At 66.3% G+C, this 18,303-nt stretch carries 14 protein-coding genes; 7 read left to right on the top strand and 7 right to left on the bottom strand.

The features are described 5' to 3' along the window. Positions 1-113 precede the first annotated feature (113 nt). The 5 genes from ACWW1C_RS17750 to ACWW1C_RS17730 all read left to right on the top strand — a co-directional run bounded on the left by ACWW1C_RS17750 (position 114) and on the right by ACWW1C_RS17730 (position 6,235). The gene (locus ACWW1C_RS17750; RefSeq protein ID WP_455979604.1) at positions 114-1,667 is read left to right on the top strand and encodes an AMP-binding protein; all 1,554 of its coding nucleotides are present in this window, start codon (positions 114-116) and stop codon (positions 1,665-1,667) included. Beyond that, the gene (locus ACWW1C_RS17745) at positions 1,664-3,133 is read left to right on the top strand and encodes a FadD3 family acyl-CoA ligase (RefSeq protein WP_455979603.1); all 1,470 of its coding nucleotides are present in this window, start codon (positions 1,664-1,666) and stop codon (positions 3,131-3,133) included. Before ACWW1C_RS17750 ends, ACWW1C_RS17745 begins: the two co-directional genes overlap by 4 nt. Before the next feature lie 271 nt (positions 3,134-3,404). Then, positions 3,405-4,229 carry a hypothetical protein gene (locus ACWW1C_RS17740; protein ID WP_455979602.1) on the top strand — a complete coding sequence of 275 codons (825 nt, stop codon included), beginning with the start codon at positions 3,405-3,407 and terminating at the stop codon, positions 4,227-4,229. Next, positions 4,226-4,732 (top strand): twin-arginine translocation pathway signal, encoded by a 507-nt coding sequence (locus tag ACWW1C_RS17735; protein WP_455979601.1) that lies wholly within the window; start codon positions 4,226-4,228, stop codon positions 4,730-4,732. Before ACWW1C_RS17740 ends, ACWW1C_RS17735 begins: the two co-directional genes overlap by 4 nt. Before the next feature lie 12 nt (positions 4,733-4,744). Continuing rightward, positions 4,745-6,235: a class I adenylate-forming enzyme family protein gene (locus tag ACWW1C_RS17730; RefSeq protein WP_455979600.1), complete on the top strand. Its 1,491-nt coding sequence runs from the start codon at positions 4,745-4,747 to the stop codon at positions 6,233-6,235. Here the strand turns inward: ACWW1C_RS17730 and ACWW1C_RS17725 are convergent. The 3 genes from ACWW1C_RS17725 to ACWW1C_RS17715 all read right to left on the bottom strand — a co-directional run bounded on the left by ACWW1C_RS17725 (position 6,232) and on the right by ACWW1C_RS17715 (position 10,622). Continuing rightward, positions 6,232-7,704 (bottom strand): mechanosensitive ion channel domain-containing protein, encoded by a 1,473-nt coding sequence (locus tag ACWW1C_RS17725; protein WP_455984339.1) that lies wholly within the window; start codon positions 7,702-7,704, stop codon positions 6,232-6,234. The two genes, ACWW1C_RS17730 and ACWW1C_RS17725, sit on opposite strands and share 4 nt — an antisense overlap. 2 nt (positions 7,705-7,706) lie before the next feature. Then, a complete protein-coding gene (locus tag ACWW1C_RS17720; protein WP_455979599.1) occupies positions 7,707-9,914 on the bottom strand; it encodes an adenylate/guanylate cyclase domain-containing protein in 2,208 nt (735 codons plus the stop codon). Between the two features lie 123 nt (positions 9,915-10,037). Then, the gene (locus tag ACWW1C_RS17715) at positions 10,038-10,622 is read right to left on the bottom strand and encodes a TetR/AcrR family transcriptional regulator (RefSeq protein ID WP_455979598.1); all 585 of its coding nucleotides are present in this window, start codon (positions 10,620-10,622) and stop codon (positions 10,038-10,040) included. Between the two features lie 124 nt (positions 10,623-10,746). Between ACWW1C_RS17715 and ACWW1C_RS17710 the strand changes: the two genes are divergently transcribed. Then, positions 10,747-12,510 (top strand): acyl-CoA dehydrogenase, encoded by a 1,764-nt coding sequence (locus tag ACWW1C_RS17710; protein ID WP_455984338.1) that lies wholly within the window; start codon positions 10,747-10,749, stop codon positions 12,508-12,510. 69 nt (positions 12,511-12,579) lie between these two features. Here the strand turns inward: ACWW1C_RS17710 and ACWW1C_RS17705 are convergent, their stop codons facing one another. From ACWW1C_RS17705 to ACWW1C_RS17690, 4 genes are all read right to left on the bottom strand, one after another. Then, positions 12,580-14,892 carry an alkaline phosphatase family protein gene (locus tag ACWW1C_RS17705; RefSeq protein WP_455979597.1) on the bottom strand — a complete coding sequence of 771 codons (2,313 nt, stop codon included), beginning with the start codon at positions 14,890-14,892 and terminating at the stop codon, positions 12,580-12,582. Between the two features lie 191 nt (positions 14,893-15,083). Further along, positions 15,084-15,497 carry a hypothetical protein gene (locus ACWW1C_RS17700; protein ID WP_455979596.1) on the bottom strand — a complete coding sequence of 138 codons (414 nt, stop codon included), beginning with the start codon at positions 15,495-15,497 and terminating at the stop codon, positions 15,084-15,086. Positions 15,498-15,632: 135 nt separating this feature from the next. After that, positions 15,633-15,995 (bottom strand): GerW family sporulation protein, encoded by a 363-nt coding sequence (locus tag ACWW1C_RS17695; RefSeq protein WP_455979595.1) that lies wholly within the window; start codon positions 15,993-15,995, stop codon positions 15,633-15,635. A gap of 81 nt (positions 15,996-16,076) precedes the next feature. Further along, complete coding sequence (locus ACWW1C_RS17690; protein WP_455979594.1) at positions 16,077-17,447, bottom strand: cryptochrome/photolyase family protein; 1,371 nt, start codon at positions 17,445-17,447, stop codon at positions 16,077-16,079. A gap of 81 nt (positions 17,448-17,528) precedes the next feature. On the opposite strand from ACWW1C_RS17690, the gene ACWW1C_RS17685 reads away from it, so the two are divergent. Continuing rightward, a complete protein-coding gene (locus tag ACWW1C_RS17685; RefSeq protein ID WP_455979593.1) occupies positions 17,529-18,296 on the top strand; it encodes a DUF2127 domain-containing protein in 768 nt (255 codons plus the stop codon). The last annotated feature ends 7 nt before the right edge of the window (positions 18,297-18,303 follow it).

The raw sequence follows: 18,303 nt of genomic DNA, 5'->3' as shown, positions 1-18,303 counted from the left end.
CCCTAGTTAGCCACTGTGACCAGCGCAAACAAAGTGACCAAAGTTTTTTCAGAGTCAACGCTCAACCGTTGATATTGGCATTCTCTATTTTGGAGAATACGATCCCCAGTGTCATGACTGGTCTTCGTAGCCCCGTAAACCGCACCGTCCCCGCCGGTCTCGCCGCCAGTTACCGAGACAACGGGTGGTGGACCACCGAAACCGTCGGTGACCTGCTGGCCGCAGGGCTGCGGGCCGCGCCCGACGCCGACTTCAAAATCCACTCCGTCGTCCGGGGATGGTCGGGCACCTACGCCGAAGCTGAACGCGTCGCCCGCCGGCTCGCAGCGGGACTGCGGGCACGCGGCGTCGGCCCCGGCGACGTCGTGGCCTTCCAGCTGCCGAACTGGATGGAAGCCGCCGCGGTGTTCTGGGCGTCGGCGTTCCTCGGCGCGGTCGTCGTCCCGATCGTGCACTTCTACGGCCGCCGCGAATTGGCGCACATCCTCGCCGATGCCGCTCCGCGCGTCTTCATCACCGCCGACAACGACGGACGCCCGGCGTACCACGCCGATCTGTGCGCAGACGTGCCGATCGTCGGGGTGGTGGGCCGCGACTTCGACGACCTGCTCGCAGAAGAACCGATGGCGGGCACGCTTGCTGTCGATCCAGCGGCGCCCGCGCTGATCGCCTACACCTCCGGCACGACCAGCAACCCCAAAGGTGTTGTGCACAGCCACCAGTCGCTGGTCTGCGAGACGCGCCAACTCAACGCCGGGTACCCCACCAAGCGCGGCAAGGAATTGACCGTCGCACCCGTCGGCCACTTCATCGGCATGGTCGGGGCGTTCCTGATCCCGGTATTGGAGGGGCGGCCCATCAACCTCTGCGACAGCTGGGACGCCGGTCAGGTGCTGGCGTTGATGAAACGCGACGGACTGGCGGTCGGCGGCGGACCGCCGTATTTCGTCACCAGCCTGCTCGACCATCCCGACTGCACCGACGAACACCGATCGCTCCTGAAAACCGTTGGCCTTGGCGGGTCTTCGGTCCCGGCGGCGGTGACACGCAGGCTGGCGGATCTCGGCGTCTTCGTCTACCGCGCGTACGGCAGCACCGAACACCCGTCGATCACGGGGACGCATCCGAGCGCGCCCGAGGCCAAGCGTCTGTTCACTGACGGTGACCCGCGGCCCGGTGTCGAGATTCGGCTGAACGAGGACGGCGAGATCTTCAGCCGCGGCCCGGACCTGTGCCTCGGCTACACCGACGATGCACTCACCGCCAAGGCGTTCGACGACGACGGCTGGTACCGCACCGGCGACATCGGATTCCTCGACGACGACGGCTATCTCACCATCACCGACCGCAAATCCGACGTCATCATCCGTGGTGGTGAGAACGTCAGCGCGGTGGAAGTGGAAGAGGTACTGCTGGGTATGGAGAGCATCGCCGACGCTGTGGTGGTGGCCGCGCCCGATGACCGGCTCGGTGAGCGGGTGGCTGCCGTCGTGCGGGTCCGGCCCGGCCATGTCCTGCCGACACTGCAGCACGTGCGCGAGCACTTCTCGAATGCCGGTGTGGCGCGCCAGAAGTGGCCCGAAGAATTGCACGAGGTGGCGGACTATCCGAGGACCGCCAGTGGCAAGGTGCAGAAATTCCTGGTGCGACAGGGACTTCGGGCATGACCTGGCGCACGATTCCGGAGATGGTGCTGAGCACCGCGGACAGGTTCGGCGACGCCGAGGCACTGGTCGACGGGCCGCTGCGCTTGTCGTACCTCGAACTGGCGGAGCGCATCCGACGTGCGGCGGGGGCGTTCCACGCGCTCGGCGTCACGAAAGGTGACCGCGTCGCCATTTGGGCGCCCAACTCGGCCAACTGGGTGTTCGCCGCGCTGGGGTTGGTGACGGCCGGAGGAGTCGTGGTCCCGGTCAACACCCGGTTCAAGGCCGAGGAGGCGGCCGACATCATCACCCGCAGCGGAGCCAAGGCGGTGCTGATCGAGAACGGCTTCCTCGGACAGGATTTCGCGGTCCCCGCCGGGGTGCCGACCATCGACGTGAAATCGGGATTCCTCGACGGCGCAGAACCTTTCGAGTGCCACGACATCGACGGCGACGACATTGCCGACATCATCTACACGTCAGGCACCACCGGCCGGCCCAAGGGCGTCATGATGAACCACCGGCAGACGTTGCGCCAGTACGCCGAATGGTGCGACAGGGTCGACCTCCGCGAAGGTGACCGGTACCTGATCGTCAACCCGTTCTTCCACACTTTCGGCTACAAGGCAGGGATCATCGCCGCGCTGATCCGCGGCGCGACGATCCTGCCGGTGGCGGTTTTCGATGCCGACAGTGTCGTGGAACTCGTTGAACGGGAACGCATCACGATGCTTCCGGGGCCGCCGACGCTGTATCACTCGCTGCTCGCGGTACCGGACAAGGCCCGGCTCGCGACGCTGCGGGCCGGCGTCACGGGCGCCGCTGACATCCCGGTGGAGTTGGTGCGTCGCGTCCTGCACGAGCTGCCGTTCCAGACGCTCGCGACAGGCTATGGGCTCACCGAGTGCGGCACGGCCACGATGTCCCGGCCGGAGGATTCGTTCGAGGACATCGCCACAACGGTGGGCCGGCCCTCGGACGGCGTCGAGGTTCGCATCGCGGACGATGGAGAAGTGCTCGTCCGTGGCTACACCGTGATGGCCGGATACCTCGACGATCCGGTCGCCACCGCGGAAGCCGTCGATGCCGACGGCTGGCTCCACACCGGTGACCTCGGATCGTTCGACGATGGCGGCCGGCTGCGCATCATCGGCCGGAAGAAGGACATGTTCATCGTCGGCGGCTTCAACGCGTATCCGGCGGAGATCGAAGGCTATCTGCTGGAACACCCGGCGGTGAACCAGGTTGCGGTCATCGGTGTTCCCGACGACCGGCTGGGGCAGGTGTGCATGGCCTTTGTCGTCCCGGCATCGCCGGTGGCCGAACAGCAGTTGATCGCATGGGGTCGAGACCGGATGGCGGGGTACAAGGCGCCGCGATTCATCGAGTTCGTAGAGAAGCTCCCGCAGAACGCCACCGGGAAGGTCACCAAAGACGACCTGGTTGCGATGGCCGGCCCGCTGTTGGAGCGTCGCGCGCATACCTGATCAGATCACAATTCGACAACTGGCGAGAATGATATTCTCGCTGATGAGTGGCCCTAAACGACGCTGATGATGCGCAGTTGTGGCAATAGTATTACCGTTTCTGATAACGTCGTTCGCATGTTTTGTTCGGAGGAGGAGGTCGCCATGTGGTCACGGCGCGGCGACGACGGATGTCGGCGTGGCACTCCACCGCGAGTCCGGCTGTGACGTGCCCACGGCGAGTGGTAGGCATAACGGAGTCCGTCGAGTCGGCGGCACTGGACTCCGACTCATGACCCCGAAGAGCGCAATGGCCGACGAGCTAGCCCACGCACTGAACGACGATCCGGCGATCCTGGCCGAGGAAGCCGAGGCGGAAGCTGAAGCCGCCGAGGCGGCTGCCGAAGCGGCGCGTGCGCGTGCGCGAGCCATCCGGCTGCGCAGGCAGGCGCAGGAGACGGCGGTTGCCGACGACGTGCCGGTCGGCGCGATCGAGACTGCTGACGCCGAAGAGAGCGACGCCGACGAGAGCGACGCCGAGACGCGTGATGCCGAGACGCGTGATGCCGAGACCGACGGCGACGCCGAGCTGGTGGCAGACGCCGAGCCGAGCGACGAGTTGCCCCGGCGGCGGTCTCTCCGCCGAATGCTCGCGGCCGGATTTGTCGCACTGTTGATCCTCGCGCTGTTGGGGATCAGCGCCGCGATCATCTGGCACCACCGCGGCGTCGAGGCCAACCGGCAGCGGGCCGACGAGTTCACCGCGGCGGCCCGGCTGGGCGTGGTCAACATGACGTCGCTGGACTTCAACAACGCCAAAGAGGGTGTGCAGCGCATCCTCGACAGCTCCACCGGTGAATTCAAAGCCGATTTCAGTTCGCGGGCAACAGATTTCGTCAAGGTCGTACAAGAGTCCAAGGTCGTGACGAAAGGCACCGTGAACCTCACCGCGATGCAGTCGATGTCCGAGGATTCCGCGGTGGTTCTCGTCGCCGCGACCTCGGAGGTCACCAATTCCGCGGGCGCGAAGAACGATCCGCGCGCGTGGCGGCTGAAGGTCACGGTGAACCGTGACGGTGGCGTGCTCAAGATGGCGAAGGTGGAGTTCGTACCGTGAGTGTCAAGAACGTGACCATCAAGAAGTGGTGGCTGCCGATCGTCCTGGCCCTGCTGGTTGTCGCATCGGGGGCGCTGGCCGGGTCGCTGTACTGGACCCAGTACCGGCCCGACAAGCAGACCGATGCCGCCGCCGAACGCACCGTGATCGACGCGGCGTCGGCCGGGGCGGTATCCCTGCTGTCCTACTCGCCCGACACGTTGGACAAGGACTTCTCGGCCGCCAAGTCGCATCTCACCGGCGACTTCCTCACGTACTACAGCCAATTCAGCCAGCAGATCGTGGCACCGGCCGCCAAGCAACGGGGAGTGAAGACGACCGCGTCCGTCGTGCAATCGGCGGTCTCCGAGCTGCGCCCCGACTCGGCCGTCGTGCTGCTGTTCATCGACCAGGAAACGCGCAGTACCGAACGGCCGCAGCCGAGCCTGGCGGCCAGCAGCGTTCGGGTGACCATGGCCAAAAGCGGTAGCAATTGGCTGATTTCGAAGTTCGATCCTATCTAAACGGAGTCCTCGTTGAGCCTTGCGATTCTGCTCGATATGGCGGCATCGGCCAACCCGGACCGTGCCGCCGTCGTCTCCGGCGAAACCCGCTGGACGACAGCTGAATTGAACCGCCTCGCCGATGGCGGCGGCGGCGTCGTCGCGGCATCCGGAGCCGGCAGCGTCGCCTACATCGGGACTGGCGGCGCCATGCTGCCCCTGCTCATTTTCGCCTCGGGGCGGGCGAATCGTCCGCTGACGCCACTGAACTACCGGCTCAGTGCCGGCGGACTGCGCGAGCTCATCGCGCGGTTACCGGATCCTTTGGTGGTCTACGACGAGGAATACGCCGACGTCGCCGAGACATGCGGCCGCGCAATGGAATCGAAGGCTTTCGTGGCCGCGGCGGCGGCCGCCGAGGCGGCCGCCGAATTCGCCGACCCCGACGACGTCGCCATCGTGCTGTTCACCTCGGGCACGACGAACAAGCCGAAGGCCGTCGAGCTCTCTCATCACAACCTGACCAGTTACGTGACCGGTACCGTCGAATTCGACTCGGCCGGTGCGCAGGACGCCACGTTGATCTGTGTGCCGCCGTATCACATCGCGGGTGTGAGCGCGGCCCTGTCGAACCTGTACGCCGGCCGGAAGATGGTGTACCTGCCCAAGTTCGACGCAGCCGAGTGGCTGCGGCTGGCGGCAGCCGAAGAGGTCACGTCGGGAACGGTGGTGCCAACCATGCTGGACCGCATCGTCGCCGAACTCGTGCGCGGCGCCGCCGCGCCGGGCAGCCTGCGCAATCTGGCGTACGGCGGATCGAAAGTGCCGTTGCCACTGGTCCGCCGAGCCCTCGAGCTGCTGCCCGAGGTCGGCTTCGTCAACGCCTATGGGCTGACGGAGACGAGTTCGACCATCGCCGTCCTGACCCCCGAGGATCACCGCGACGCGCACGAATCACCGGACCCCGACGTGAAGCGGCGCCTGGGCTCGGTGGGCAGGCCGGTGCCGGGTATCGAGGTGGAGATCCGGGCGGAAGACGGTAAGCCGTTGGGCCGCGGCGAGATTGGTGAGCTCTACATCCGCGGCGAGCAGGTATCGGGCAAGTACACCGACATCGGGTCGGTGCTCGATGAGAACGGCTGGTTCCCGACGCGCGACCTCGCCTGGCTGGATGCCGAGGGTTTCCTGTTCATCAACGGCCGGTCCGACGACACCATCATCCGCGGGGGAGAGAACATCGCGCCCGCGGAACTGGAGGACGTCCTCGTCGAACATCCCGAGGTGTGCGACGTCGCGGTGGTCGGTGTGCCGGACCCCGAGTGGGGCCAGATCATCGTCGCGGTCGTCGTCCCGGAAGCAGATACCTCACCTGACCCGGAGGCCCTACGCGAGTACGTGCGGGCGGCACTGCGCGGTTCCCGGACGCCCGACCGCGTGGTGTTCCGCGACGAATTGCCGACCTCGCCGACGGGCAAGGTACTGCGGCGCGAGCTGGCCGGGGAGTTGGGCGTGGCCGCAAGCTAACGGGGTGCCGCTCTCTGACTGCCAGGGGCCACGACTGCGGGCACGATGTCTTGACCGGCAGCAGCCCGGATCGCCTTCTTCGCCGCGGTGCGCGCGGACTGCACCTCGGTACGACGTTCGTCGATGAGGCGGCCGAATTCCCGGGACAGCAGCGGGCGGTCGGACAGCAGCCGCTGAATCTCGTCGTGTTCGATCTGCAGCAGCACGACTTCGTCGAGGGCGTGTGCGTACGCCAGGTTGGCCTGGTGGGTGAACGCGGCAACGCCGAGGAGCGCCCCCTTGTCGAGGCTGCGAACCGCGGTGACGGACCCGTCGGGCGCGGGCACCGTCAGCCGGACCCGCCCGGCGACCAGCACCGTGACGGTCTTCGGAACCTCACCGGGCGCATGAATGAGTTCGCCTGTGCCGTAACGGATCAGGCGTGCGTAGGGCACCAGGGCCTGCTGGTCGCTCTGGCTCAGCCGCAATGCCGGTGCGGCGACTTCGTCGAGCGCCTCCTCGAGACGTTTCGGTGTGGAGTAGTCGTCGGCGACGCCGTCGAGATGGAGTTTGTCGCGCCGGGCGGCGTACCAGGCCCAGCGCAGGAACGTCGCCTGCACGGCGTCGTCGTCACCGGGGGACTTCAGGCCGATGGTGGTGCGGTACTTGTGATCGCCGATGGGCACCGTCGACGGCTCGACGTCGTCGCCGCGGTGCGGCAGGTTGGTGGCGATCCGGGTGAGGGTCGCACAAACCTGGTCGGGTGAATCCGTCGCGGCGAACGTGGTGGTGACGGTGGTGTGCGAGGTGGCCAGCCGGCTCAGATTGGTGAAGGACGTGCCGGCCAGCACCGAGTTGGGGGTGATCTGCACACCGGTGCTGGATTCGATATGGACTGCCCGCCAGTTCACCTCGACGACGCGGCCGCGGGCCGCCGAGGTGTCCAGCCAGTCGCCCATGCGAAACGGCTGCTCGAACAGCATGAACAAACCGGACACGATCTGGCCGACGGAGTGCTGGAGCATGAGACCGATGACCACCGAGCTCACGCCGACCGCGGTGAACACGCCCTTGACGTTGGCGCCCCAGATGTAGCGGGAGATCACCGCCAGCCCCAGGATGATCAGCACCATGCGGGCCACGTCGACGAAGATCCGCGGCATCCGGCTCCGCCACGACGTCTCTGGGGCGTTCGCGAACATGGTGTTGCTCAGGCCGGACAACACCAGCAGCAGTGTCAGGAACACCAACACGGTGGCCACGATCCGGATGGGCATGTCGCGCGCGGGGACGACGGCCACCTTCAGCAACAGGAACAGCACTGCCACGACGGGCAGCACGTAGGTGCGCAAGAGTCCGACGGGCGCCGCCAGCGGACTGTTCCGGCGCAACAGGGACCGGCGCCATTCGGTGAGCACGATCAGGCTGGCCGGCAGGCCGATGGCGATGACGGCGACCCACAAGAACCACGATGGCCCCGACGTGTACATGGTCACCGCCGTCCCACCAGCCGCCAGACCGGCTCCTCCGCGTCACCGACGGTGAACTGCCCCGCCTGGGTGAACCGATGAGTGTCATGGACGGCGTCGCGCACCCGCGACGTGATGTAGATGCCGGGTTCGCCGCCACCGGCCTGGATCTGGTAGGCGAGGTCGACCGCGCTGCCCCACATGTCGTAGATCATCGTGGTGCTGCCGACCAGGCCGCTGGTGACCTGGCCGGTGTCGATACCGGCCCGGAAGCCGAGCTGCAGATCGTCCTCGGCGTTGAGGCGGGCCACGATGCGTTGCATCTCGATGGCGAACGCCACGGTCCGCTCGACGTTGTCCAGTCGGGGCACATTCAGGCCGCAACTGGCGGTGTAGCCGTTGCGCAGGATGCGCATGGGCTCCACGCCGTTGCGTGCCGCGGCGTCGTCGAACTGGCGGACCAATTCGTTGACCACACTGAGGAATTCGTCGGACGGCAGCTCGCCGGCGAGGGTGTCCAGACCGTCGATATCGGCGAACACCACGGCGACGTCCTGATGGCTCTCGCTGATGGTCTCCTCGCCCTGGCGATACCGTTCGGCGACCGCCTCGGGCATCAGTGACCGCAGCAACTGCGCATTCTCCTGGCGTTCGCGGCGCAGTAGATCGTCCTTGATGCCCAGTAGCCGGCTCATGTCGTTGAAAGTCTTTGTGAGATCACCGAATTCGTCCCGGGTGCGCGCCGGGATCACGTCGTCGTACTCGCCCCGGCTGACCTTCTGTGCGCCGGCCTCGAGTCGGCGGATGGGTCGTACGAACAACTGCGCCAGGGCCATGGCCGCCAGGCAGTCCAGGATGACGATGGCCGCCACCGCGACACCCATGGTTCTGGTGAAGACCCGTTCGGGCGCAAACGCTTCGGCGGTGTCGATCTTGGCGACGATCGTCCATGTCACGTCGGGACCCACGGTCACCGGCGCGTACGACTGCAGGGTTTCCTGGCCGAGGTAATCGGTGGTGATCCGCGCGCCGGTCTGGCCGCGTTGCGCCGCTCGGGTGGCGTCCCCGCCGACGGGCTGCACCAGGGTCGTGCCGCCGAGGCGCACCGCCCGCTCGGCCAATTCGGCCGGCGTTCCGGCCGCGGTGACATCGCGCTGGTATTTCTGTTTGTTCTCGACGAACAGGCGCGAATTCGACCGCATCAGGTCGTCGGCACCGGCGAGGTAGGTTTCGCCGGTGGCGCCGAGGCCGTTCTCCTGCCACTTCCCGTTGAAGGTCATCAGTGCGTTGATGCCGGTGATCGGCAGCTGCAGTGCCAGCACGCCGACCGTGCGGCCGCCTGCCACCACGGGCGCGCCCATCCACGCGACGGGATGGTCGCCGGCTGGGTGATAGGTCTGAAAGTCGGTGACCGAGACGTAGTCGACCCGATCGGCGCCCATGGCTTTCGCGTAGGCCTCGTGCAGATTGCCCTGCTCGTACGGCCCGGACAAGACGTTGGTGCCCAGGTCGGCACGCTTTTTCGCCGAGTAGACGACGTTGCCTGCCGGGTCGATCAGCAGCGCGTCGCCGTAGCCGAACAGGCTCACGATCTTCTCGAAGAACTGGTCGTAGCGGTTGGCGGCGGCCGCCCACGCGCTGGGGTCAGGGCCGGGAACCGGCCCGTCGGGCCGCGCGGCGGGAACGGTGTAGCGAGCCTGCAGATACCGAGCCGCGTTGGACGACGGCAACAGCACATCGAGATTGAGTTTGGCGCCCGTCGCCCGCTCGATCGGGTTGATGAGTTCGTTGTTGTAGTAGCTGACGATGCTCTGCTGTTGAGCGGGATCGATTGGGGCATTGGCCAATTCGTTGAAGCCGGCGCCGAACGCCTGCACTGCTTCACCCATCGCCGGTCCGCTGGTATAGACGAGAAGAGCCTTCTTCAGCGTGGAGACCTGAACAACGAATTGCCGGGACTGGGTCTCGCGTACCTGCGTGAGCCGATCGAAGGCCGCGTTGCGCAACGAAGCCTGCCCGGTTTGGTAGCCGATGAATCCCACCACGGCAGCCGACACGATGCTGGCCCCGAGCAGCATCGCGATGAGCTTCGACTGGATGCTGAATCTGCCGCGCACGCGCCGCAACCGGACCTCGGGCGCCGGCGCGGCGGCTGTGGTGGACGGGCCGGTCGGGCCATCGTCGGCCGCCGTCACGACCTCATTGCGGTCCTCCAGCGGAGGGTTGACCATCGGGCCTCCTGTCGTCGGCAGCAAGTACATCACGACGGCAGCGGGTCACCGACCGGTTACGGCAGGTAGAGGCCGAAAAACCGGGTGCCCTAGGGTCATTCGGCAGGCGGGGAGGGGCGGTCGTCAGCGCACCAGGCGGGCCGCGACCTGGGCGTAGATTTCGCCCAATTTGTGGGGATCGCGGTGGATGCGCGAGGGGAACCACCGGCAGACGTCGACACACAGCGACGAGATCGCCATGACGACATCGTCAAGGTTGTCGACGTGGAATTCGCCTGTCGCCATACCGCTTTCGATGATGTTGGCGAGCACGGCCGTGACTTGGTGCCGCAGCGGGGCGATGGTGCGGTAGTGGGCCGGCGTGAGGCCGTGCAGTTCGTACTGCACGACCCTGGCCTGTTTGCTGTTCTCGGCGTGCCAGGTGGCGAATGCCGCGACGACCGTGTGGAAGCGCTCGGCACTCGGCGCGGTGGCGTCGTCGGTGGCGCGCAGCGTCGCCAGCAAGCTGCCGTGGCCCTCCAGTGCGATGGCGTAGAGGAGCTCTTCTTTCGACCGGTAGTGCGGGTACATGGCCGTCGCGCTCATGTTGAGTCGTTTGGCGATCTGGCGGGTGGAGGTGCCGCCGTAACCGGACTCGGCGAACGCCTCGATGGCCGCGCGCCGGATGCGTTCGGCTGCGGCCGAATCGGTCGTCCGGTCGGTCTTCATGTGCACGTGATCGTACACACAGTTGACATGGGCCTGGCCGATAGGCGATATTAGCAATCGCTTAGGAAATGAGCGACTGCTAATGTCTGGCTGCATTGGAAGGTAGAACTCAGTGACTGAATTCATGTCTCGGCGCGACCTGGACTTCTTGCTGTACGAGTGGCTCGATGTCGTCGAGCTCACCAAGCATGAGCACTTCGCCGAGCATTCGCGGGATACCTTCGACGCCGTCCTCGATCTGAGCGCCGATATCGCGACCAAGCGCTTCGCGCCGCACAACAAGAAGGCCGACCACAACCCGCCGTTCGTCGACGAGAACGGCCGCGTGGTGCTGATCGACGAGATCAAGCAGGCCCTGGACGACTTCAACGGGGCGGGCCTGATGGCCAGCTCGTTCGACGAGCGCGTCGGCGGCATGCAGCTGCCCAACGTGGTTGCGCAGTCCTCGGCCGCGTTCTTCCGCGCCGCGAACCCGGCCACCTTCTCGTACGCGTTCCTCACCGTCGGCAATGCCAACCTGCTGACCGAGTACGGCACCGAAGAGCAGATCGACACCTGGGTGCGCCCGATGCTCGAGGGTCGCTACTTCGGCACCATGTGCCTCTCGGAGCCGGATGCCGGCTCCTCGCTCGCCGACATCAGCACCAAGGCCGTCAAGGCCGCCGACGGCACCTACCGGGTGACCGGCACCAAGATGTGGATCACCGGTGGCGACCACGAACTGTCCGAGAACATCGTCCACCTGGTCTTGGCCAAGGTGCCCGGCGGCGGCCCCGGGGTGAAGGGCATCTCGCTGTTCGTCGTGCCGAAGTTCCTGACCGACGGCACCCGCAACGATGTCGCGCTCGTCAGCCTCAACCACAAGATGGGCAACCACGGCACCACCAACGCCCTGCTGAACTTCGGTGACGGCAGCCACCAGCCCGCCGCTGAGGCCGGTGCGGTCGGCTACCTCGTGGGCGAGGAGCACCGCGGTCTGGCCTACATGTTCCACATGATGAACGAGGCCCGTGTCGCCGTCGGCTCCATGGCCACCGCCATCGGCTACGCCGGTTACCTCACGTCGCTGGAGTACGCCAAGGTGCGCACCCAGGGCCGTCCGGTGGGCGACAAGGACCCGTCGCGCGCGCAGGTTCCGATCATCGAGCACGCCGACGTCAAGCGCATGCTGCTGGCCCAGAAGTCTTACGTGGAAGGCGCGTTGGCGCTCGGCCTGTACTGTGCACGGCTGGTCGACCAGATCAAGATCCTCACCGGCGCCGAGCGCGACGAGGCCGAGCTGATGCTCGAGGTCCTCACCCCGATCGCCAAGAGCTGGCCGTCGCAGTGGTGCCTGGAAGCCAACAACCTCGGCATCCAGATTCACGGCGGCTACGGCTACACGACCGAATACGACGTCGAGCAGCAGTACCGCGACAACCGTCTGAACGCCATTCACGAAGGCACGCACGGCATCCACGGCATCGACCTGCTCGGCCGCAAGGTGGTCATGCAGGACGGCGCCGGCCTGAAGCTGCTGCAGCAGCGGATCGGCGAAACCGTTCAGACCGCACTGCAGTCGGAGGCCACTGCCGGCTACGCCCGCGAACTGCAGGCGCAGACCGAGCGTCTGGCCGAGGTCACCGCGACACTGTGGGCAGCCGGCGACGCCGAGACCACCCTGGCGAACTCGACCGCTTACCTGGAGGCCGCCGGCCACATCGTGATGGCCTGGATCTGGCTGGAACAGCTCAATGCCGCCGGCGGCAACACCGGCAACTTCTACGACGGGAAACGTGCTGCCGCGCAGTACTTCTTCCGTTACGAGCTGCCGAAGGTGACGACTCAGCTGGACCTGCTGGCCAGCCTGGACCGCACCACCGTCGAGGCGCAGGTCGACTGGTTCTGACCTGCCGCTCCTGCCCGGAAGTAGACGTCGGACCCGAGGTTTCCTCGGGTCCGACGTTTCGGTTCTGGGCTACGGCATGACCGGTGGCGTGCCCCAGAAGTCGTTGAGCGGTGGGGCGTAGGCGTCGTTGTTGGTCAGCGGCGCCAGCTTCAACGAATCCTCGATGGTGCGCAGCAGGCTGTAGTGATTGGCGTAGCTGGTATCGGTGAAATTGCCCGCACGCATTCCCGCGCTGACCGCGCCGGGTGACGGGATCACCACGGTGACAACGCGATTGCCGCCATTGCCGAAGCCCAGCGACAGATTGTCGGTGTCCTCGTCGAACGTGACGACGATGGCCGACTTCTGTGTCGGGTCGTTCCACACCGCCGAATTCAGGATGGTCGGGATGGTCTGCGCTGCGAACTGGTCGGCGGCCTTGACGTTGTATTGGTGGTTGGTGAGCAGTGCGCCGATGTAGTTGAGGTAGCCGCCGGGGAAGTCGAGTGGCCCTTCGCCGTTGTTGGCCTCGTTGGCCGCGAACCACGCGAAGTTCGGTGTGGTGGCCGACGACGCGAGATCGGTCGCCATCTGAGTCAGCGGATGCAGATGCGCGTCGGCGCGAGCCTGGTCGTTGTAGATGTCCTTGAACGCCAGGAACGGCAACTGGTCGGGCGCGTAATCGCTTGTCGACACGTAAGGCCCGGCCGCGGACATCCCCTGCGCGTACCCGGCCCACGTCTTGCCCGCGGCTTCGATTCTGTCGGCGAGGTTGGTGGCATCGATGCAGTTGGTCGCGCAGTTGTAGCTCAGGCCGAAGTCGGAGCCGCCGAGGATCGGGTAGTAGTTGGGGTCGCTGGGGTGCGTCAGCGCGTAATAGTCGGTCGCGACGCCGTACGTGTTGATCAGCCCATTGAGGTACGGCGCGTTGGGGCTGCCGACGATGTCGTTGTAGCCCTTGTTCTCCAGATAGACCATGAAGACGTGGTCGAGCGCGCCGACCGTGGACTTCGGCGGGGTGGGCGGCGGTGGTGCCGGCAGCGCCGCGCCGACGGTGAAGGACAAATCATCGGCGAAGGCATTGTTGTAGCCACCGGTCAGAGGGTTCGAGTCCTTCAGCGTGACGACCACCTGCGCGGTGCGGGTGCCGACAGGGATGGTGCCTTCGCTGCTGCGTTCGAGCAGTCCGGTCTGGAACCAACGCTCGAGGGGGCCGACGGGTGCGACCTTCCCGACCCCTAGTTGCGTCCCGGTGGCATCGAGGAACGTGACCTTGACCGACGCGGCCGACGGGTCGATCATGGCGCCGCCCAGGAACCCGCTCAGCTTGAACGGCGTCGTGCCGGCGTCGATGCCCGATGCGGCACCACTGAGATCGACGGTCTGGGTCAGTGTGGAGGTCGCGACATTGCCGCCGCCGAAGAACTGGGTGTCGCCCGGGGTGGGCCTGTCACTGGGGAAGTTGAAGATGGCCGGGAGTGTCGGCCCAGGTGTCGGCAGGCCCAGCGGGATCTGGCGCACGGTGTCGTACTTGATGACAGTCGGCGTGCCGGTGACGGTCCAGCCGGGAATGGACACGGTACTGCCGCCGGACAGTGATGGGTCACCGAACTCGGCGCTGGGGTTGGTCAGCAGGTTCGGGCTGGTCACGTTCCACGCGGAAACCACATGGGGTGGCAGGAGATTCGTCTCGATCTGTCTGCGTACCCACGCGAGCACCGTCCACAGGGCCGGCGAGTTCGCGGGCACGTTCGACGGCAGGACCGATACCAGTGGCTTCAGCGCGATGCTGATGAGTTGTTTTGCCGCGGTGACGATCTGGCCGATCACGTTGGTCGCGGTGGGGGCGGACACAGTGGGGGTGACGAGTGCCGCCACTGGCGCCGCCGCCGCGGTGTGGGCTGTCGAGGCGGTCGCCGGTACGGCAGCTGTTGTGACGATCGACGGTGCGGGGGCGTGGCTGACCACCGCGGCGGTGGCTTGCGGCTGACTGATCTTCTTTGTGGCGCTGCTGGATTCGTCGCTCGTGGGCGACGAGATCGATGCGGTCTTGGTGACGCTTTCGGTGTGAGCTTTGGGATTGGCGTTACGGTGCCGGTTGGATGCGTCGCTGCTCTTGTTGTTGCTGCCCTTGCCGGGCTGCTGCTTGTTTTTGGGGGCGGGGGACGGCGCGGAGTCGTCCGATGTCGATGCCGGCGTGGCGTCGGGCGACGTGGCTGTCGCCGGAGCCAATGTGTGTTTCGGCGCCGGCTTGCCGGGACCCGCTTCCGTGGCATGTGCGGTGTCCGCCGATGTCGATGTCGGTTCGGCGTAGGCGATCGTCTGCCCCGTCGTGATCGAGACGCCGACGCCGAGAAACACTGCCAACGCTCCGACCCGGCCGATGTACCGTGAGCACCCCATGGTCGTTCCCTCCGCGCGTCCGCTGTTGACTGTCCGCGGTAACGGTAGAAAGAATTGACGCCGGAGTTAGCATTTCCGCCTGGGATGCACCTGGGAGTATCCGTAGAGTTTGCGGGGACTTTGTGGATAACGGCACTACAGAGGCGGCCGCCACCCCGTCATCGCGACGGAGTGGCGGCCGCATCGTGCTTCTAGAGCCGGATGAACGAGCTGCCCTGCATGTCCCAGACGCCCCAAGCGCCGAGGGCAGGGTTCCAGACCACCTGCATGCCGGCGGCCCAGTCCGGGAGCGCCGGCGCCGGTGGGGTGCCCATCGGGGGCACCACCGGGACCAGGACCCAGGACGGCGTCGCCGTGAACGGGATGCGGTCCTGCGGCATCGGTCCGCCGTGTCCAGGAGGCGGCAGGTAGCCGTGGCCCGCCGGCAGCGGATTACCGGGCACGCCGGCATTCACGCCGGGGCCGGGGACGCTGGGTGACGGAAATGGCGGTGTCGGCATCGGACCGACCGGATCCGCCTGGGCGAGGCCGGCCCCGACGCCGAGTCCTGCCAGGCCGAGCATGCTGGTCGCGACTGCACGCGCTGCGGTCTTCTTCAAGGTCATGGGTTGAACTCCTTGCGTGTGCTCGTGATGAAAGAGGAATCGCTCTTCCGCGCTGTCCCGCGGCAGAACAACTCCACGACCCCCGCAACACCAGATACCCGGGTGCGGCGTCGCGAAACCACGCAATGTGGGGAGCTATGAATTGAATCGGCGCCGATGCGGCGCCAGATGGCCCTGATTGGACAGGTCCGGCCACGGCGGGCGCCGCAAGATCGCCAGGCAGCCGATCACCGCGGTGACCAGGCCCGTCACGACGCCGACCAACGCGATGCGGTCGGCGTCCACCGCCGGCACCCAGGTCGTCCCATCGTCACGAATCACGAAGATACCCAGTGGTTTTGCCGTCGTCCCGGTACCGGCGCGGCCCACCTTGGCAACGGGGATGACAGTCGATCCGTCTGGCGTGTGGTACGGCTCGGCGAACACTCGCCCAGCTGCGTCATCGGCGAACTGGTCGAGAAAAGCTTCCGGATTCTGCAACCTGGCCTCCGCATGCATCGAGCGATAGTGGCCAGCGTAAGGCGATCGGCCCGTGATGTGCCAGACCTTCGCCGACTACGGCCACGGGCCGCGGTATCGCTACCGTTTCGGCGCCGCGTTGCGGTGGGCACCGATCGCTTGATACCGCCGGAGGGCCTCGGCGCGCTCCTCGCCGTGATCGACGATCGGCGCCGGGTAGTTCGGCGGCGGCGATCCTGACTTGAGGTGGGGATCAGCCACGTCGGCCAACTCGGGAACCCAGCGGCGGATGTAGGCACCGGTGGGGTCGAATTTCTGTCCCTGCGCTGTCGGGTTGAACACGCGGAAGTAGGGCGCGGCATCGGTGCCGCTGCCCGCGCACCACTGCCAGCCATGCTGATTGTTGGCGACGTCGGCGTCCACCAACTGTTCCAAGAACCAGCGGGCCCCCCACTGCCACGGCAGGTGCAGATCTTTGACGAGAAAGGACGCCGTGATCATCCGCACCCGGTTGGGCATGAAGCCGGTCTGGGCCAATTGCCGCATGCCCGCGTCGACGAACGGAAATCCGGTCTGCCCGGCCTTCCAGGCTTCGAAGTGTCGCTCGGCCGTGTCGTCGGTATCGGTCTCGATGACGTCGAAGTCGCGGTTCCAGTTGTGCCAGGCGCTGTTCGGCCAGTGGTGCAGCACGGCGGCATAAAAATCGCGAAAAGCCAGCTGACGCAAGTACGCAACGTGACTGCGGTGGCGCAGGTCGAGGTCGGCGACCATGGTGCGGGGGTGAATCGCGCCGAACTTCAAGTGCATCGACAATTGGCTGGTGCCGTCGATGCCGGGCAGGTCGCGGTGTTCGGCGTAGTCGTCCAGGCCTGCATCGACGAATCGTCGCCACTGGCGCAGAGCGGCCTTCTCGCCGGCGGCGAAGCAGGCCGGCGCCCCGGTGTCCGGGTCGTCGGCGGGCTTGGCCGCGGCGGCAGTCAAGCTGCTCGGATCGATCCATTGTGCCGATTGGGGACCGGTACCGGCCGGTTGCCGCCAGCCGTGGTCACGCCAGCGCCGGAAGAACGGCGTGAAGACCCGGTACGGGCTGTCGTCGTCTTTGGTGACCCGCCCGGGCGATACCAGGTACGGGGAGCCGGTGGGAACCAGTGAGATGCCATCAAGGGCTTCCTGGACCCGACCGTCACGGCGTCGGCCGAACGGAGAGAAGTCTGCCGAGATGTGCACGGCGCTGGCATCGATCTCTTTGGCGATCAGCGGAATTCGCTCTTCCGGACGCCCACGGGTGATCAGCAGCCGGCCGTCCAGTTCTGCGCGCATCTGGCTCAGGCAGTCGCCCAGGACCTGCAGGCGGCGCGCACTCGATGACGCCTCGAGCCGCGGATCGAGCACAAAGCATGCGAGAACGTCACGGTCCTGGTCGACGGCGGCAGCCAGGGCCGGAAGGTCATGCAGCCGCAGGTCGCGACGGAACCACAGTAAGGACGGCACAGGTCCATCTTCGTATGGCCGGCGTCGCTGTGGCGAACCGATTCGCGTGCTCCGCTCGGTCGGTGTCGATACGGTACGGGCATGGTGGATTTCGCCCTCCGGTCCTGTGGCCTCCGTGGCCATGCCACATTCGCCCCGGACGAACCGGAGCTGGCTGCCCGTCTGCATGTGCAGACGCCGGTTGGTGAGGCCTGGCGATGCCTGCGGTGCGAGACGTTCGTCGTCGGGCCGCCAAGAGGCAAGGGGCCGGCGGAATCGGCACCCGAGGTGCCACGCGGGCGGCTCCTGCGTGACCGGGTGCTGATGCGGGTGCTCGCCGTCGAGCGCGTCTTCCGATTCCTGCTGCTGGCTGCCATGTCCTACGGGGTGTTCAGAGTGCGTGCGGCGCGCGTGCACCTGCGGGACATGTTCGAGAAGGACCTGCCTCTGCTACGGCCGCTGGCAGACCAGATCGGCTGGAACATCGACAGCTCCAAGATCATTCGGCACATCAACGACGCATTCACGATGTCGGGCAACACCCTGCTGTTGATCGGCATCGGCATCGCCGTGTACGCGTTGATCGAGTTGGTGGAAGCCGTCGGGCTGTGGGGGATGTGGCGCTGGGGCGAGTACTTCGCGGTGGTGGCCACCGGCATCTTCCTGCCGCTGGAAATCTACGAGCTGACGGAGAAGGTCACCACGCTCCGGGTGGCGATGCTGCTGGTCAACATCATCGCGGTGCTGTGGTTGTTGTGGAGCAAGCGACTGTTCGGCCTCAATGGTGGTGGTGCGGCGTACCGAAAAGAGCACGAGACCGAGAGTCTGATGAGCGTCGAGCGGGCAGGCTTGGCGGGGGCGACGCCCTGAACCGGCG

This window comes from Mycobacterium sp. HM-7 (assembly GCF_053852335.1).
Note: the sequence above shows the minus strand (reverse complement) of the source record. Positions and strands in the feature narration are given on the sequence as shown.

What these genes read in the sequence shown, in the direction of transcription:
- ACWW1C_RS17750 (WP_455979604.1), top strand. Translation starts at nt 114, where the DNA reads ATGACTGGTCTTCGTAGCCCCGTAAACCGCACCGTCCCCGCCGGTCTC.
- ACWW1C_RS17745 (WP_455979603.1), top strand. Translation starts at nt 1,664, where the DNA reads ATGACCTGGCGCACGATTCCGGAGATGGTGCTGAGCACCGCGGACAGG.
- ACWW1C_RS17740 (WP_455979602.1), top strand. Translation starts at nt 3,405, where the DNA reads ATGACCCCGAAGAGCGCAATGGCCGACGAGCTAGCCCACGCACTGAAC.
- ACWW1C_RS17725 (WP_455984339.1), bottom strand. Translation starts at nt 7,704, where the DNA reads ATGTACACGTCGGGGCCATCGTGGTTCTTGTGGGTCGCCGTCATCGCC.
- ACWW1C_RS17720 (WP_455979599.1), bottom strand. Translation starts at nt 9,914, where the DNA reads ATGGTCAACCCTCCGCTGGAGGACCGCAATGAGGTCGTGACGGCGGCC.
- ACWW1C_RS17715 (WP_455979598.1), bottom strand. Translation starts at nt 10,622, where the DNA reads ATGAAGACCGACCGGACGACCGATTCGGCCGCAGCCGAACGCATCCGG.
- ACWW1C_RS17710 (WP_455984338.1), top strand. Translation starts at nt 10,747, where the DNA reads ATGTCTCGGCGCGACCTGGACTTCTTGCTGTACGAGTGGCTCGATGTC.
- ACWW1C_RS17705 (WP_455979597.1), bottom strand. Translation starts at nt 14,892, where the DNA reads ATGGGGTGCTCACGGTACATCGGCCGGGTCGGAGCGTTGGCAGTGTTT.
- ACWW1C_RS17700 (WP_455979596.1), bottom strand. Translation starts at nt 15,497, where the DNA reads ATGACCTTGAAGAAGACCGCAGCGCGTGCAGTCGCGACCAGCATGCTC.
- ACWW1C_RS17695 (WP_455979595.1), bottom strand. Translation starts at nt 15,995, where the DNA reads ATGCATGCGGAGGCCAGGTTGCAGAATCCGGAAGCTTTTCTCGACCAG.
- ACWW1C_RS17685 (WP_455979593.1), top strand. Translation starts at nt 17,529, where the DNA reads ATGGTGGATTTCGCCCTCCGGTCCTGTGGCCTCCGTGGCCATGCCACA.